The 15452-nt window shown below is 39.3% G+C and carries 15 protein-coding genes; 7 read left to right on the top strand and 8 right to left on the bottom strand.

From position 1 onward, the window contains the following. Window positions 1–9 precede the first annotated feature (9 nt). From AC13H5_RS15490 to AC13H5_RS15470, 5 genes are all read right to left on the bottom strand, one after another. Window positions 10–858, bottom strand: a complete 849-nt coding sequence (locus tag AC13H5_RS15490) for a hypothetical protein (protein ID WP_483546573.1) — start codon at window positions 856–858, stop codon at window positions 10–12. A gap of 684 nt (window positions 859–1542) precedes the next feature. Beyond that, a complete protein-coding gene (locus AC13H5_RS15485; RefSeq protein ID WP_483546572.1) occupies window positions 1543–2394 on the bottom strand; it encodes a VOC family protein in 852 nt (283 codons plus the stop codon). 131 nt (window positions 2395–2525) lie between these two features. Then, the gene (locus tag AC13H5_RS15480) at window positions 2526–3110 is read right to left on the bottom strand and encodes a 5' nucleotidase, NT5C type (protein WP_483546571.1); all 585 of its coding nucleotides are present in this window, start codon (window positions 3108–3110) and stop codon (window positions 2526–2528) included. Window positions 3111–3285: 175 nt separating this feature from the next. Next, window positions 3286–3699, bottom strand: a complete 414-nt coding sequence (locus tag AC13H5_RS15475) for a DoxX family protein (protein WP_483546570.1) — start codon at window positions 3697–3699, stop codon at window positions 3286–3288. Between the two features lie 73 nt (window positions 3700–3772). Further along, window positions 3773–4420 carry an alpha/beta hydrolase gene (locus AC13H5_RS15470; RefSeq protein ID WP_483546569.1) on the bottom strand — a complete coding sequence of 216 codons (648 nt, stop codon included), beginning with the start codon at window positions 4418–4420 and terminating at the stop codon, window positions 3773–3775. Between the two features lie 493 nt (window positions 4421–4913). On the opposite strand from AC13H5_RS15470, the gene AC13H5_RS15465 reads away from it, so the two are divergent. Beyond that, the gene (locus tag AC13H5_RS15465) at window positions 4914–5165 is read left to right on the top strand and encodes a hypothetical protein (RefSeq protein ID WP_483546568.1); all 252 of its coding nucleotides are present in this window, start codon (window positions 4914–4916) and stop codon (window positions 5163–5165) included. Between the two features lie 180 nt (window positions 5166–5345). Here the strand turns inward: AC13H5_RS15465 and AC13H5_RS15460 are convergent, their stop codons facing one another. Together AC13H5_RS15460 and AC13H5_RS15455 are read right to left on the bottom strand one after the other, a co-directional pair. After that, a complete protein-coding gene (locus AC13H5_RS15460) occupies window positions 5346–7199 on the bottom strand; it encodes an AAA family ATPase (RefSeq protein ID WP_483546567.1) in 1854 nt (617 codons plus the stop codon). A gap of 716 nt (window positions 7200–7915) precedes the next feature. Next, on the bottom strand, window positions 7916–8941 hold the full coding sequence (locus AC13H5_RS15455) for a tyrosine-type recombinase/integrase (RefSeq protein WP_483546651.1): 1026 nt from the start codon (window positions 8939–8941) through the stop codon (window positions 7916–7918). Between the two features lie 1688 nt (window positions 8942–10629). Between AC13H5_RS15455 and AC13H5_RS15450 the strand changes: the two genes are divergently transcribed. Further along, complete coding sequence (locus tag AC13H5_RS15450) at window positions 10630–11091, top strand: hypothetical protein (RefSeq protein ID WP_483546650.1); 462 nt, start codon at window positions 10630–10632, stop codon at window positions 11089–11091. Further along, window positions 11072–11899 carry an RHS repeat domain-containing protein gene (locus AC13H5_RS15445; RefSeq protein WP_483546649.1) on the top strand — a complete coding sequence of 276 codons (828 nt, stop codon included), beginning with the start codon at window positions 11072–11074 and terminating at the stop codon, window positions 11897–11899. The genes AC13H5_RS15450 and AC13H5_RS15445 overlap by 20 nt, the downstream gene beginning before the upstream one ends. Window positions 11900–12500: 601 nt before the next feature. Here the strand turns inward: AC13H5_RS15445 and AC13H5_RS15440 are convergent. Then, complete coding sequence (locus AC13H5_RS15440) at window positions 12501–12722, bottom strand: helix-turn-helix domain-containing protein (protein WP_483546648.1); 222 nt, start codon at window positions 12720–12722, stop codon at window positions 12501–12503. 341 nt (window positions 12723–13063) lie between these two features. Between AC13H5_RS15440 and AC13H5_RS15435 the strand changes: the two genes are divergently transcribed. From AC13H5_RS15435 to AC13H5_RS15420, 4 genes are all read left to right on the top strand, one after another. After that, complete coding sequence (locus tag AC13H5_RS15435) at window positions 13064–13552, top strand: helix-turn-helix domain-containing protein (RefSeq protein WP_483546647.1); 489 nt, start codon at window positions 13064–13066, stop codon at window positions 13550–13552. Between the two features lie 298 nt (window positions 13553–13850). Beyond that, entirely contained in the window at window positions 13851–14033 is a 183-nt protein-coding gene (locus AC13H5_RS15430; protein ID WP_131508568.1) for a hypothetical protein, read from the top strand. Between the two features lie 12 nt (window positions 14034–14045). Next, window positions 14046–14270, top strand: coding sequence for a hypothetical protein (locus tag AC13H5_RS15425; RefSeq protein WP_012390467.1), 225 nt, complete (start codon window positions 14046–14048; stop codon window positions 14268–14270). 66 nt (window positions 14271–14336) lie between these two features. Then, on the top strand, window positions 14337–15437 hold the full coding sequence (locus AC13H5_RS15420) for a hypothetical protein (RefSeq protein ID WP_483546646.1): 1101 nt from the start codon (window positions 14337–14339) through the stop codon (window positions 15435–15437). Window positions 15438–15452 lie beyond the last annotated feature (15 nt).

The following is a 15452-nucleotide window of genomic DNA, read 5'->3' as shown; positions in this document are numbered from 1 at the left end:
AAACACTTATCACAACAAAGGTTCTTCCTCTTCGTTCTGATTCATTTCAAAAAAGAAATCAATAAAATCTTTACCAAACCTTGAGATTTCGAACTGCTCCTTAGATTTAAATTTAGGTTCTTTTAATTTTGGTAAACGATTGGACTTAGGATTTGAAAGTTTTTCAAGGTATGTAAAAATATCTTTGAATGTCTTGGAGATTTCTTTGAGATCATCAACGACATTTAGATCTGTGCGAGTTGTCAATAAACCAATCCGAAGCAAATTTCTTCTTACTGCTTCGTACTGCTCATAGGATATCCCATGTCTCTCCATGACATCGTGAAATGTCTCTCTAGAACCCTCTTGGTACCAGAAACGAGTCGAATTCATTAGCCGTAAGACCGAAATGTCGATTATTCGTAATTCTTTCAACACGTCGTAATAGGTTAAGACAAAGTCTTCTGATACAAAATCGTGTTTCGTGATTTGTACAAATCCATTGACCATGTACTTGATTTTTTCTTCTTGTTGCTCGTCCATCGCCGAGTCTATTACATATTGAAACAGCCTATCAATCTGTTCTTTTTGTTCACTGGTTTTAGAATCTAGATTCAACTGAATGGATTCCACTTTTAAATTTAACTTTTCAGCGACACGTATCATGTTTCTTTCGAAGCGAGCACGTTTATAGCCTTGAACGGCTCCTGATACCCCGGGGATAAATGAGCTCGCCGCATCTACAGCTAAATCTCCTGCCGCACTTGCGATAGACTTCTTAGCTACCTCCGCACTTATTTCGCTTCCTACGGTCAAAAAAGTATCCAGAGCAAATTCACGACCAGATTGCTTCATGTCTTCTTTTTTGTCTCTGCCCATTGAACTCATTCCTTTCAACATAAGTAACTCTATTTTATAGGAAACGCATAATAAACGCTTTAGAGAGAATTGACGTACGTATTGCAAAAATTATTTCTACAGAAACAATAAAGTCTGGAATAAGAGAATTGAGATTGAATAGATGAATATTTAAGGAAAGGAAATCATAAAAGGTACGAATCAAGTAAGAAAGACAATTAATATTGTTGGTGTAAAAAAGAGAATACTTACTACTGACATTTGATTCTTGTTTTCTTGATGACGTACCCAGATGTTTCAACCAGATAGGTGCTCACATTCTGGGAGAACGTCGAGAATCAGCTGGTGATACACTGCGTTCATGTTATAAAGGGCAATATATGCAAGGTGAACCTTTTTATGCGTTCAAGAAGTAGTCTTCGTGTTTGTTCCGGAGACAAAGAGTTCGATTTTTAACTGTCGGAATAGTAAATAAAAGAGATGGCAATAATAATTGATCGTAAAAATCTCCTCTATTTATGACAATACGTGGCATTTTCTCTTTCGAATCAAGAATACGTGGTAGAGCTATCTCGTGTTCTCCTAAAATCGTAATGCAAAAAAACGCTAGCACAAAGCTAGCGTTTCCAACATAACCTGATAAGATTTAACATTTGAAAAAGAAAGAAGGACCATTCAAGACTCCAATCCAATCAACAAACTTAATCAGTAAGACAAGTAAATGCGATTTCCTGAGGGGTCAGTGGTAACAAACTTTTCGAGTTCCGTACTTACCATTGCTCCGATAGCTTTTAATTGAGAAACAACGCCATCTCTCTTTTCTTTGGAAGAGAAGTTGATCGTATAGGATTTTAACCCGACACTCTCTTTCATAGGGGGTGGAGCACCCACACCATTCCATGTATTCAAAGCGATGTGATGATGATATTTACCATCAGAGATGAAACTCGCTTGCTCACCATAACGGCTGACGACCTCGAAGCCCAGCCCCTTCACATAGAAGTCTAGATTCTTGCTCATATCATTGACATGTAAATGTATATGACCGAGTAGTGTGGCGGTCGGCAAACCATCCCACGTTGATTCCGACGCGGCCTCTAGCAGCTCATCAGCCTCTAAGGGTTCTGAAGGCATGACGACTTCATTATTTCTCCAAACCCATTTTGATGGGTCACGATCAGAATAAATCTCAATTCCGTTCCCATCCGGATCCGCCAAATAGAGGGCTTCGCTGACTAAATGGTCCGCGGCTCCTTGTAATGGATATCCTTGCTTTAAAAGATGTTTGATAACTCTTCCTAAGTCAAAGCGATTAGGCAATAGAAGGGCTAGGTGATACAATCCTGTCGTACGACGAGATAGTGGGGTCACTCCTTCTGGCTGTTCGATTGATAGCAGCACAGTCGTACCATCTGCAGTCAACTTCGCAGCCTTTGACGATCTCTCGTAAATCTTAAAACCGATGACATCCTGATAAAAACGTAATGAGCGCTCAATATCTAACACTTTAAGGTGAACGTGACTGACAAAAGTGATGGGGGGACGATGGAAGTCCATTTTGGATTCTCCTTTTAAAAGTATTCTGATAACGAATCGAGTCAGTGTGGATTTTCCACTACCGCCAAATTCGAAAATTCTTCTGGATTCACTTATTGATTATCGGTGATGAGTTAGAAGTGAAGCCCTGTTTACATCTTGCTTTGTTTGACATCCTCAAGAAACTTATGAATGTCTGTCCAATCTACTATTCTTGGGAATGTTAAGTGGCGATTATAGGTTTGGTCTCGAACAATCAACTTTGTTCCATTGACCTCTTTCAATGCGTTAATAACCTCGGGCTTGTCATCAAAGTAGTAGTCAAGGTTTAGCTCGGTTATAAATTTCCCTTTTTGATGATCTGCCATGCCATAGAAAAAGTGCTGGTCGTGGACCGGAAACCCCTGAAGCCTCATCCAATTTTTCGTCCGTTCGCCGTGTTCTTTAGGCCTAGCAGTTATATAGAAGATATCATGTCCGTTTGTGCTCAACTCTGATAACATCTCGATTGCATTCGGGTATGCCGGACAGGACGTATAGTAAATCTCCTCTAAAGAAGAATTCCACATCTCTTTTCCCTGCTCGTCTGTCATCCCGAAGATTTCATGTATCTCTACGCGTTCTAATTTATGAAAGTCTTCATGGGGCACGTTCATTCCTAGCTTATCGTTATAGATGGTAAAGGCATGCTCTCTTAAATTTATAAGGGTATCATCAATATCAAAACCAATTCTCATTCTTATAACTCCTTTATCGAGTAGTCACTAATAATTGTCAATTCACTGAATACTTCACATCTCAAACCGCAAATGACGCCAGTGCGTCGTTTTCATCATGATACTGACCTTTGTGATTATGACCGTTGAATTGAAAATAAGACAAGTAATGACTACTTGTCTTATTAAACATATTTTATCCTTCTATGCTTTTAGGTTTGAAAATAAGTTGATCGACTGCAAGATATTTAGATCCCATGAGCGCTAGCGCTAGTGCCATTGCTAAAAAAGCTAAATCGAGTTCGTAACCGGCAGATTGTCCATTTCCTAAAAAACCCGCTCCTAATTTCACGGTGAAGATGGCGCCTACCATGAGCACGGCGATAACCGCGGAAACCACTTTTGTAAATAGACCTGCGATTAACATGAGACCACCAATCACTTCGATGAGAGCGACCACATATGCGAACACTCCAGGTAACCCGATACTTTCAAACCATCCTGCTGTGTTACCGATTCCACCTTGGAATTTTGCCATTCCATGTATGAAAAAGCTAACCCCTAATACTAACCGTAAAATTAACGTACCTAACTCAAAATTGTTTTTCATTTTTTTACCTCCATTATTTTCTCTTATATGATAAAAAGTGTTGAATGACAATTATATGGTTTGTCCAAACAAGTTATGATTTCGATAAATCATCCTGAATCCATTTCCTGAAGTCGTGCAAATTTTCTAGCGAGACTGTATGAGCTGTCAAATAGTCTTGGAAAGTAACTTGTGCACCCAATTCCTTGAAAAATGAGTAACTCTCTTCTCCCCATTCATAAGGAAGAATATTGTCCGATTTGCCATGTGAGATAAACAATGAGAGTTTTTCAACTGCTTTCAATGGATACTCTTCTTTCACGAATCCAGGGATATACCCACTTAAAGCAACAATTCCTCTAATACGATCTCCCAGAACCAAGCCAAGTGTCATCGATACGATTGCGCCCTGACTAAACCCCAGTAGATATATCCTATCAGTGTCTATAGGATATTTGTCTGTCGCATAATCGATAAAATCGGATAATTTTGTTATCACCTGATCAAATGCTTCTCGATTCGGTTTACCAAAACCTTGAATTGTGAAAAATGCGAATCCAGGAGGTTGGGGTAGAGGTCCACGTAAACGAAATACGTAGAACTGTTCTTCTAAGCCATCGACTAACGGCAACATGTTCTGTTCGTCACTTCCCATACCATGAGTGACAAAGAGGGCCGGATATGTCTTGCCGGGCTCGATGTGGGATGGTTTTCGAAGCTCATAGAATAAAGACGGGTTCACTATATTTCTCCTTTCATAAGATAGAGTGTCGATTCACCTTCATAGAACTATTATTCATATTAGAAAACAAAAGACTAAAAAAATAAAGTTATGTTTTGTTATAGGAACAATAGTTATTTATAAGATAACTACTCAAACTTAAAAAGTCAATAATTTGTTCTTAAATATGAACTAAGTTCATAATTGAAAACAAATTTGAGGAAATATCAATACTTTAATTGAGTATACTCAAAAATCTTTTTATATAACTTATTTTTTGAAATTATTTAACGGATTTCTTTTTATAGTCAACAGCGGCTGCAGAAGAAGGGTTCAGGGATCGCGAGTATTGGACCTTCACGAACATGGGAAGTTGGGAAAAGTGATTACCGAAGAGATCACACTACAGGAAGACGAAAACGAGAACATGAGATCATGTACTCTGACATGAACTTACAGATTTCGTCGCATAATGAGTACATCTATACGATGAAAGGAAGATTCGTTCGACAATGTGAACCCAAACGAAGTCAATGAATCGCTTGGTCTGATAGAGCGCGAACCGAAGAGCGTCGCTGCCAACGAGCCAGCTGGTGATATTTCGAGTATTGACACAAATGGCAACGAGAAAGTAATTATCCAAGAAGCAAAGGATGCCGGTTTCAGTATGCCGATTACAAGTGACTTTGGTTATACCGATAATGACAATAGCGAGATGGTCGGGAGCGATTTCCTAGTGTTCTTTACATCAAACACTCAGCTCTGAGAAAAGTGGATTTTATAAGCTACCGAACGAGAAGAGCCAGTCGCCTGAACAAACAAGGGACTGGCTTATTTTAATTGAATATAAGTCATCATTGAAGTCGTCCAGAACTTTCGATGTTTTAAAGAATTGTAATAAACATAAATTTTTGTTTACTTCTCTTTTTCTTTTGCTTTATAGCTTTTAATTATTAGTTGAAATAAACCTATATAATTCTATGCTTAACTTTTTTGCTTCTTCAGATAAATCTTCAAAGCTTTTCATTTCTGAAATAGCTCTTTTACAAAACCCAACCTTGTCTGAAACGGCTCCTGATGTTGAAGAGTAGCTTCCTTGGCGGTTCTTATCTATAATAACTCCCTCTATAAATTTGCCTAAAAGTTCATTTTTATAACTTTTATCACTAAATTTTTTATTGAACTTTAATTCACTCAATTCAACTTTTTCATAGCTCGCAATTACTTTTTTCAAAATCTCGGTTGTAAGTATGTTCTCAATTTCCCTGCACTCTAAGCAATAGTAGCGTTTCCCAAGAGCTCGGGCTAATTTTGACTGACGAGTTTCTTTTTTCTTACTATCCCTATCAGTGATTAAAAATAAAGTTCCACAAACTCTACTTTCATTAATAGATTTGAAAACTTCTTCATCTTCATTTCCCTCTTCATCTAAAAAAGACCAATGTGTGATGTTATTTCCACTATATTCTACGAAGGAATAATGAATATCCTCCTTATACATAGAGGATTTTTCTAAGGATTCTTGGTAAAGATTTAAGAAATGTCTAATATAATACCTATCGGTAATACCTTCTACCCAAATTGTACAATTTGATAAAAATACCGCCGAATTTTTAACTCCAAGCATCTTTAGAACATTATCATCTTCGTTGCTCACATTTTCGATTACAAAATTTGCATTTTTTTCTCGAGAATCAGCCTCTTCTAATTCTTTGTTAAATGAGTAAATTGATATTTTGTCCATATCTAATGTCATGTCTAAAAAATGATTAGAATGTGTAGTTAAAAAATACTGATAACCACTAAAACTTTCATGTTTGATTATCTCTAAAAATTTTCTTTGCATTCCTGGATGTAAATAGAGCTCTGGTTCTTCAATAAAGAATAAAAGGTTTTCTCCTTTGTATTTAAATAAAGGGAAAGTTAAAATAATTAACGATTGAATTCCATCTCCTAGATTGTAAATAGGGTATTCTTTCTCAGTACCGATTTTAACAAAAAGCACATCAGATTTTACATTAGGTATAAGTGCAACCTCCTGCCCTTCAAAAAAACTGTCTCCTATGAACTTTTGAAAGTCTACTATTTTTTCCCGATCATTTAAATTGCCCAACAGTAAGTTTTTTACTTCTTCATATAGCTCTAATCCAGTAAAAATCTCTGGACTTGCATCACCTGGAAAGTAATCTTTCTGAGTTCGTGTTAAATAGTAATTATGATTGTTTTCAAAGCCTCTTAATCCTCTTAGGGTTGGAATATAAACACGCTTGAAACTAACGCTTCTTCCACTGTAATAAGATCTTGATTCTTCTTGAAAGTCGGAAACAATACTTTCTAATTCTGACTGAATTGCGTTGTGATTAAAATTAGAACCTCTCATCCCTGTTGTAGTTGTAGATGGAGTCCCTTTTAGTTTTTTAATCCTTTCAATCAATATATAAATTTCATCTAAAACAATATCGGAATCTTTGATGAATGGATAAACTGTTATGCTCTCGACATTTTCTTTGCTTAGATTTCCATATTCAATAAGATATTGTGAATCTAAAACAGAAATTATATCTCTCTTAAATGACTCAATTAATTCATTGAGTTTTTGTAGTTCAAAACTTGCTGGTAAAAACATGAGGTCTTTCTCTGAAGATAGAGTTCTAAGCATTCTACTTTTTCCGGAATTATTAGTTCCAACAAAAATATTGATTTTTGAGAGATTATTTAATTTCATTTCGAGAGTATCCTGTATTTTGTAGTTAACGTATTGATTCTCACTTAACACTATTTCTTTAATGTGATATCCCATTCTGCACCTCTGTCATTCAAGTATTTAATTTTATGATTTATTTATACTATATTGAATTTAAAAGAATTCATCCTATTCTTCGGTTTCTATCTTTATTTCAAACTACTCGATGAATTTGTAGTCACCAAATCTGAAATGAGGATACCATTCACCATCCCATGGCATAATCAAACCGCTTTCAATATCTTTTGTTCACCATTGATAATTGGTAGGATAATTGCACACCGCTTCTCTAATTTCCTCCCATTTCGTATTATTCATCAATGGTTGGAAATCATTATAGGCCATAAGAAGCCGGCTCCCTACAACAGTTCTTCAAATAAACTAAATCTTTGAAGCATATATGAATTTTAGCAACAATCTAATACGGAGAAAAACAATTTCTTCAATTCTGAAATAGACTATTTTATTTATTACATAATTTTATTATAGATTATCACGTCTTGAAGATATTATTGGCACACTATTGAATGCGCTGAGTTAACAATAAAACTGTTCGTACAAGGACAGTTTTATGAACTCCCCTTTTAAAATGAAGTTTTATATATAACGCGCATCAGATATAAAAACACCCTCACTAAAAAAATAAAGTGAGGAAGAGAACATGATTCTATTTTTTGTCAATTTACCAATCTCTATTTATTAAATAGAAAAAAGTTAAATATAGTGCTCTCTCTTTTTGTGTTGAAGTTTACGTATGACCTGCCCGTAATTATTTATTTAAATGGCAAGTCCGAATTCGATAGATTTGAGAGTCGATCAAGTGATTGCAAGTAACCGTTCGTCGTGTTTATCGATTCGTGACCGACCAACTGCATGACCCCGATCAATGGGCTTCCGTTGGCCAAGAGTTTGGTGATATAAGCACGACGAAACCAGTGTGGCGGCGTTCTATCCTCTGCAGCAGCATGTTTGACCGCCTGATGGGTCATCAGGCGTAGCGCCTCGTACGTCATCCCGGAATCTGGTTTTTTCGTGCTGAAGGCGATGTAAGGGGAGCTCTCTTCTTCAATCATCATGAGCGTCTGCAACCGGTTGATGAGGCGACTCGCTTTCTCGGTGAGCGGGACGCGACGCCATTTGTCGCGTTTGCCCTTCACCTCGAGATAGAAGGTGTGCTGATTTCGCTTCACGTCGGTGAACTTTGTTGATAAAAGTTCTGACGCCCGCATACCCGTCGTCAACAATAGATACCCAATCGTCTCGTTTCTGAGCTCCATGAGCTCTTTTTTTTGTGACCGTTTGACGGTATGGCGGAACGACTCGGCCATCCGTTCGATCTCGTCGAAGTCGACCTCACGACGTAGCGGCTCCGGACGCTTCTGGTTCTTCACGTGGAAAGCCAGGTTATGTAGATGGTACTGATTGACATGGAGGTAGGTCAAGATTCGCTTCAACATGTTGTTCTTCCGCTGTGCGGTGCGCGGTGCATACTGTTCGTTCACTTCAAACAGATAGCGATGAATGTCGAGCACAGTCAGACGCTTCAGGCCATCCGTTTTCGTCATGACGAAACTAAGGACGAACTCGAGGTCCTGCTTGTAGGCACGGCGAGTATGTGGACTCTTGTCCGCATAGATCGGGAACAGTTCCGTCGCCCAGAACAATTCGATGATTTCGATGTCGGTCAATGTCTCAAGGTCGATGTGGTCACTCTTCAACGCCTCGGCCAATTTCGGGTTCGCCCCGGTCAATTCTCGCAACGCTACTTCAAATGTTTGCTTTTTTTTCTCGATATCCATGCTTCTCCCTCTTTTTACTCTAATTTTCACATCACTTATCCATACTCTCTAAAATATATAACGGAAATGAGTAATACATATGTATTAACGCTTAAAATACGTATGTACATGATTTATATTTCTGAATAAAAAAGTATTACGTTTTTTAATTAATTCTAAATAAAATAATTAACTTGTGATAATCTTATATTATCACAAGTATATAGCTTCAAAAAAATAGACATTCCTAAGGTTTTTTGGAAACATGTCCGTTTAAATTTGAAAAGTTAATTAAATATAAAACAAACTGTTCTCAATAAAGTAATTAGACAATCAAAACAGACAAAATCATGTATTGCTTGTGCACTGTGATTCATAAGTTTAAAACTGTTCAGTAGTTTTAAGTACATTCTGTGAAAATGAAATTCACTCATACAGTGTATCTATGCTTTTAGAATTCCTAAAGGCTTTTAAGAATTATGCCGTTTAAACGACTATGGGGCTTAATCATACTCATTCTGAAAACCTGAGACAAGTTGTAAATCCTTTCACTGAAGTTTCTTGATTGATTTTTGTTAGTTAGCTATTCAATTATCGGTATTTTTCTCGAAAAAAACGGTAAGTATTCGTGTTAATCACCACAAAGTTGATATTAATGTTAAGAAAAGTACTCTTTTCCAAGCTGTTTTTGAACTCGATGATACTGTAGCGAACCCATTGTTTGTTCCGGAACAAACAATGGGTTCGAGACTATGTATCACTTTTTTCATTTGAAACGAAGGCGAGAATTGGATGCTTTAGAGACGGATTGATCGATAGACCCGCTTTTCATTAAAGATAACAGCCTAATCTGTTGACACAATCGGTAAATTGTCATTTTGACTTGACCAATATGTCGTATTTATCTAACTGCAGAGTATATCGAGGTCTTCCCAAAACATTATCTATCTTTAGAGGAGCATGGCAAAAATCATTGTGCTCCTTTATTAAAACGAACATAACTATAAACAAATGATGTAGTGATAATTATTAATAGAATAAGCATAATATCTAACTTAAGACTAAAAAAATAATAACAAGAAATAATGGCTAAAACACTTAAAATAAAAAGTAATAGGTTTATTTTCATTTTAAAACTGTATCCTCTCTGTCACTTAAATATAAACGATGGAAAATCATAGTTTTTATTAGGCTAGTAAAGAAGCCTTGCTTTTAATCAAAAAAGTTGGAACTAAACAAGCTTATTATATACGACATAATTTTCAAATCCTAAAATCCTAAAAAAATTTAAATGCACATTTCCTGTAGCTTTAGTTTGTATAGAAATGGGTGATTTTTTAGCTATAAAAAAACACGGTGAGTAAATTTTACTTCTTACAAAGTGTTAGAACAACAACTTACATTAGGATTTTTTTAACTTTTAATCGAGTTAAATCTGTCGATTTATATTTTTGTTATGTTCTTAAAGAGTACGTTTTTTCTTATTTCATCATCGCAGCGTCAATTTTACTATATTTAATCTTTGACTTGCTAAATTTTAAGCAATAAGGAAAAAGAATTAATTCTAAAATATTTCGAGGTTACAATTTAATTATAAAAATATGTGTAATCATGTAATTTACTATTTCTATTTTTTGATATTTTATATAAAATTTACTTGGTTATTAAATATTTAGACTTATATTATAAGAAAAAATTGGAGGATATGTATGTATAAGTTAAGTAGTAAAGTTCTTTCATGTTTATTAGTCGTAACATTAGTTTTGTCTTCTTTCCCGATGGGCGAAGGCGTCAAAGCTGAAGAAAGTATGAAAAAAAATCCAGATTGGATATTAAACTCAGAAAATGATGAGTACCAAAAAAACACAGAAAATGAAAAGTCACGAGAAAGCACAGAAAAAGAAAAATTACAGGAAAGTAATGAACTAATTGCGCCTAATTCGGACGAAGACTATCTTCCTGTAGAAGATATCGCCCCAGAGGAGCATATGACTGTAAAAGAAGGCAATGAACCGGGTGTGTATAAACTCGAAGCCTATGATGACGCCGTCAAAATAATAAACTCCACGGGTGAAGTAGTACCGGTCGATTCAAATTTAGAGCTGACGCAAGAAGGTTTCTCTCCAAAAGCTACAGCACTACCGGTGAGTTTTGATCAGACTCTGCGCTAATCAACTATTAAGCGAAACAAACCAATTAGGTGAGCTAATCAGAGAATACATTTACAATGCTGATGGAAGGTTAATAGGTTTGAAAACAGGTGGAGAAGTATTTAGTTATAATCAGAATCAACGTGGTGATATTCTCTCTATTAGTGATAAAAACGGTAAAACAGTAGCGAAATATACGTATGATAATTGGGGTAATCCATTAACGAAATCTGTAAGCGTAGACTCACTGAAAGATCAGCCTTTGAGATATGCATCTTATTATTACGATGAAGAAACTTCTCTATATTATCTCATGGCTAGATTTTATCATCCTGAACAAGGTGTCTTCCTATCTTTAGATTCAGAAACAGATAGTGACGAGACTATTGAAATGTCTAATGGTTATTCCTATGTAGGTAATAACCCGATTATTAAAACCGATCCATCAGGTAAAACACCTATGAATAAGGTAATGTATGCTCTTAAATGCGGTGTATGTAACGTATTAAAAGACTACCGTTTGATTGCAGATAATATCGGTAACATAGCTGGAAAAATTGTAGCTCATTTAGAACTTTCAAGACAGATGTATCGACACTTAAAAGACAAAAATAAGTCGATTCTTAGTCGACCTGACACGTTGTATAGAGCAGAAACAAGAAAACTAATTAAACAAGTTTCTAGACAGATAGCGTGGCAGGCGGCTAAAAGATCATTCTTTATTGTCTTTGGAATTGTAGAGTCGTATAACTTTATTAGAGGGGCCTATTTAGGCTGGAAAAGGTATCGTACAGGGTATAGTATGTATTCACGATGTCCTAAATTTTAAACTTTTGTGTGTTCGATGGATTACTCATCGTACTCATACTGTTGACGAACCTGAGTGCATACTCGCAATCTGGTTCGTCTTTTTTTGTTCCACGGCCTGAGGTGCTCTGTCCGACATAAAATTGAGGAAATTCTTTGTGGACTGTCTTCTTCGGCAACAAATTCGGTAGCTTTTTCATGTTATGTGTGGTGGCTGCCCCCGGGTTATAGACGTCAAGTTGATTCGGTTCTTACACACTTTGGGTGAGAGTGATGTTCTCGCGTTATCGTTGTATAATCGGACAAAAGGTCGTGATTTCAATGGAACGTTTATTGAAGAGACTGGATGAGCGATTATCGATGCATTCTGTCCTCTACGAGTACAATCAAATTGAGGTGAATGCCCGACTTTCAAGTGTTGGTGCATCCTGTCCTAAATGCGCTTGTTATTCCTTGTAATCAACGCTGTGGCTCTTCCTCACTTTTGATGAAGGTAATCTTCGGGAAATGGAGGGTGATATCTGTAAACTGGTACCAAAATCAAATCTCTATTATACAGAGTTTTAACTTCATCATGGCATTCATTTACTGTCGTTATGATTAAATATTTTGATTTATAAAAACTAATTAAATCGCTTGTCATCAAAAAACTCGTTTAATCCTATATTTAAGCCATCACAAAACTTTTGTATTGTACTCACTTTCGGATGTTTTGTCCTACCGCTCATCAGCTCTGAAATCGTAGCTTGATTCAATCCACCCTTTTGAATCACTTGATGGATCGTCATGTTGCGCTCTGCTGCGAGCTCTTTCATTCGTTCGATGATTGCCTCGTTCAATTCCACTTGCTCACCCCACGATCGTAGTACTCTCTATTCGTTATTCTTGAAAAGACCTTCTATTCCTCTACCCTACCACAATCTCTTGATATCAAAATACTTTTCATTATTTTCTATAATCAAAGCGTTATTTTTTTACAGTTGTGCTACAAAACAAAAAATATTGAGTTACTGTTGCTCTTTATCCCTTGTATAGAGCGGATTCGACAAGAATCGTCAACTGTAAAATTTCTGACATATCAGAAAACTGATGATTTTTATTCCTATCCCTGCTATATTGGAACCAACAAAAGGAAACATCTGTTTGGTCGCCGCTCTGGCTCTGGTTTACAGAAAGGGGAAGGCTTATGTATCGATTCGGGGAGTGGTTGAAGGAGAACCGCCGGCTCTCGGGCTGGTCACAGGTCGAACTATCAGAGAAGACACTCGGAGAAATCTCACAGCCCGCCATCAGCCAATATGAACAGAACCGTTCGGTGCCGTCGATCGCCGACATCGATCACCTGGCCCGCGCGTTCGGGCACACGCTCGCGACGGTCCCGTGGGACGCCATCGACTTCGGATACGGCGCGAAGCGTTCCGTCACCAAGCTCGAACGACGTCGGTTCGACCTGAAGGAATTACCGCAGGCCGACTCGGTCCGCACGTTCGATGGGAAGACCTATGAACTGCACGGTTTCATCGGCATCGAGAAGGCGAGCGGCGAGGCGGTCCAGCTGACGCAACTCTACTACCGGATCCGCACGGTCGTCTGTGACGCCCACGTGCTCGCCAAGCGCAAGAACCCGGATGACGAGCTCATCCACGTCAAGAAGCGAAAGAGAGTCCGCCAGTAACCGACATCGACGCAGCAGCACATCCTTAAGGATGGTCTCCTCCAATCACATATCGGCGTGTCCCTCACCAGTGACCGGGTGAGCGGGATCTACGCACAGATGGTTCGGCGAGAGTCGCCTAAAACTCGCCACAAGGTCACTACATCGTTCCGGGTCATCGAAAAACCCTGTACAGTTCCTCATTACAGCGAGGAGCAGAGTTCGTGGGGGAACGGCTAGAAACCCACCGCACCGAATCCGACTGTCCTTAATGATGTGCTGCTGCACATCACGAGATCAAGGGAAGGAAGTGTGTACCGTGGCATCAAAAGAACAGAAACAGAACCGTAACTTCGCCGAGAAACTCTTACGCATCCGTGGGAAGGACTACGAGGAGTGGCTCGACGAGCAGCATCAACAGGTCATCCAGGACAACCAGGAACTCATTTTGGAGGCGCTCGAGGCGAAGCTCAGCTTCAAGTCGCCGGCGCATCAGGACTAAGGAGGGAACGAGATGGGACTCAATGAGACAGGGCTCAGCTTGCTTCAGTTCTTCCAGGGGCTCGCCGTCATCGCCGCGGCCATCGCCTTCGCGATCGGGGGCTTCTACTTTATCTTCGGCGGGGATCGGGGCCGCTCGAAGGCCGTCGGTTGGCTCGTCGGGGGCGCCGTCGGCCTGATCATCGTCATGGGCGCGTTCACGCTCGCCGAGATGGTCGACCAGAACATCAAATTCTAATGCACACTCGCCTAGCATTCCAATCGGAAGGCTTTTTTTGTTGCTTGAAACGAGAGGAGGAACGAGATGCTGTTTGTACGATTCACCGACGTGCCGGACACTCGGATCCAGAACTATGAGCGGCTCCCCTTCGCCGAGGCGGTCATCGCGACCCATGACCTGAACCAGGCACTCAGCGAGGAAGGGACGAGCTGTTCCGGTGACTTCCGGCTCTTCGACCAGAAAGACGAACTGCTCTATCGGGGGACGTTCACGTTCGGCACAGAAGGAACGTATCCGAACCTGTACCATCAAGTGAAGGACCGAGTACAACGGATCAAGACGAAGAAAGAGGATAACGCGAAAAAACTATGGCTCCTCGACGAGATCGAGTCTGAGACACCGGACGACTATAAACGCTCGTCCGCCAAATCGAACTCAATCATATCGTCGACCTATCAGTCACGCCTGACCCGACTGCAGCGCCGCCTCATCTACGGGGTGGCCACGGCCGGGATTCTATTTACCTCCCTGTTCACTGCGGCGCAATGGTTCATCGACAAGGAGGCACACGCCGAACAGGTGACCGGTGTCGAACAGACATGGCTGGATGCTTACGACCTGGCGCTCCAAGGTGAGGAATCTTCGCTCATCAATTTACTGGAACGGAAAGACCGGTCCGAGGAAGAAGATGCCCTATTGGTCGACCTCTATCTTGCAGAAGGAGAAGACCAGAAGGCGCTCGAGCTCACGGATGACCCCATCCTGATCGAGACGAAGCTGGCCGGGCTCGATCTATCCAAAAAGGAGAAGTTGGAACGGCTCCAAGACTTTCAAGCGTCACATCCGACCGACGAGGGCGCGTTCGATATCGCCAAACTGGAACGGGACCATGAGACCGTGGCTAAGATGAAAAATGTGGAATGGACAGCTCCCCGTATTTCTGCGAAAGTGACTGCCTATATCTTTCTCGGGGACATCGAGTCCGCGAACGATTGGGCATCCAAAACGAACGACCCTGCCGTACAAGCAAAGATCGATAAATACCAAGACATTACGGCCACGATCGACGGACTGAACGAGAAACTGAAGAAGACTTCTAGCAAGGACACTTCGGCCCGTGAGAAGATTCAAGCCGCTATCGCTGCAGAAGAAGTTAACCTAGAGACAATTCTTTATTCAGATTAAGGTAGGTGAAATAAT

It is taken from the genome of Exiguobacterium sp. FD-YE-25-4, from assembly GCF_057004685.1.
This window is presented reverse-complemented; position numbering and strand designations above follow the sequence as displayed.

Bases quoted from the DNA above. Each gene is read 5' to 3' on its own strand.
- AC13H5_RS15450 (WP_483546650.1), top strand. From the start codon at position 10,630: ATGTATAAGTTAAGTAGTAAAGTTCTTTCATGTTTATTAGTCGTAACA.
- AC13H5_RS15460 (WP_483546567.1), bottom strand. From the start codon at position 7,199: ATGGGATATCACATTAAAGAAATAGTGTTAAGTGAGAATCAATACGTT.
- AC13H5_RS15490 (WP_483546573.1), bottom strand. From the start codon at position 858: ATGGGCAGAGACAAAAAAGAAGACATGAAGCAATCTGGTCGTGAATTT.
- AC13H5_RS15455 (WP_483546651.1), bottom strand. From the start codon at position 8,941: ATGGATATCGAGAAAAAAAAGCAAACATTTGAAGTAGCGTTGCGAGAA.
- AC13H5_RS15420 (WP_483546646.1), top strand. From the start codon at position 14,337: ATGCTGTTTGTACGATTCACCGACGTGCCGGACACTCGGATCCAGAAC.
- AC13H5_RS15480 (WP_483546571.1), bottom strand. From the start codon at position 3,110: ATGAGAATTGGTTTTGATATTGATGATACCCTTATAAATTTAAGAGAG.
- AC13H5_RS15475 (WP_483546570.1), bottom strand. From the start codon at position 3,699: ATGAAAAACAATTTTGAGTTAGGTACGTTAATTTTACGGTTAGTATTA.
- AC13H5_RS15485 (WP_483546572.1), bottom strand. From the start codon at position 2,394: ATGGACTTCCATCGTCCCCCCATCACTTTTGTCAGTCACGTTCACCTT.
- AC13H5_RS15425 (WP_012390467.1), top strand. From the start codon at position 14,046: ATGGGACTCAATGAGACAGGGCTCAGCTTGCTTCAGTTCTTCCAGGGG.
- AC13H5_RS15435 (WP_483546647.1), top strand. From the start codon at position 13,064: ATGTATCGATTCGGGGAGTGGTTGAAGGAGAACCGCCGGCTCTCGGGC.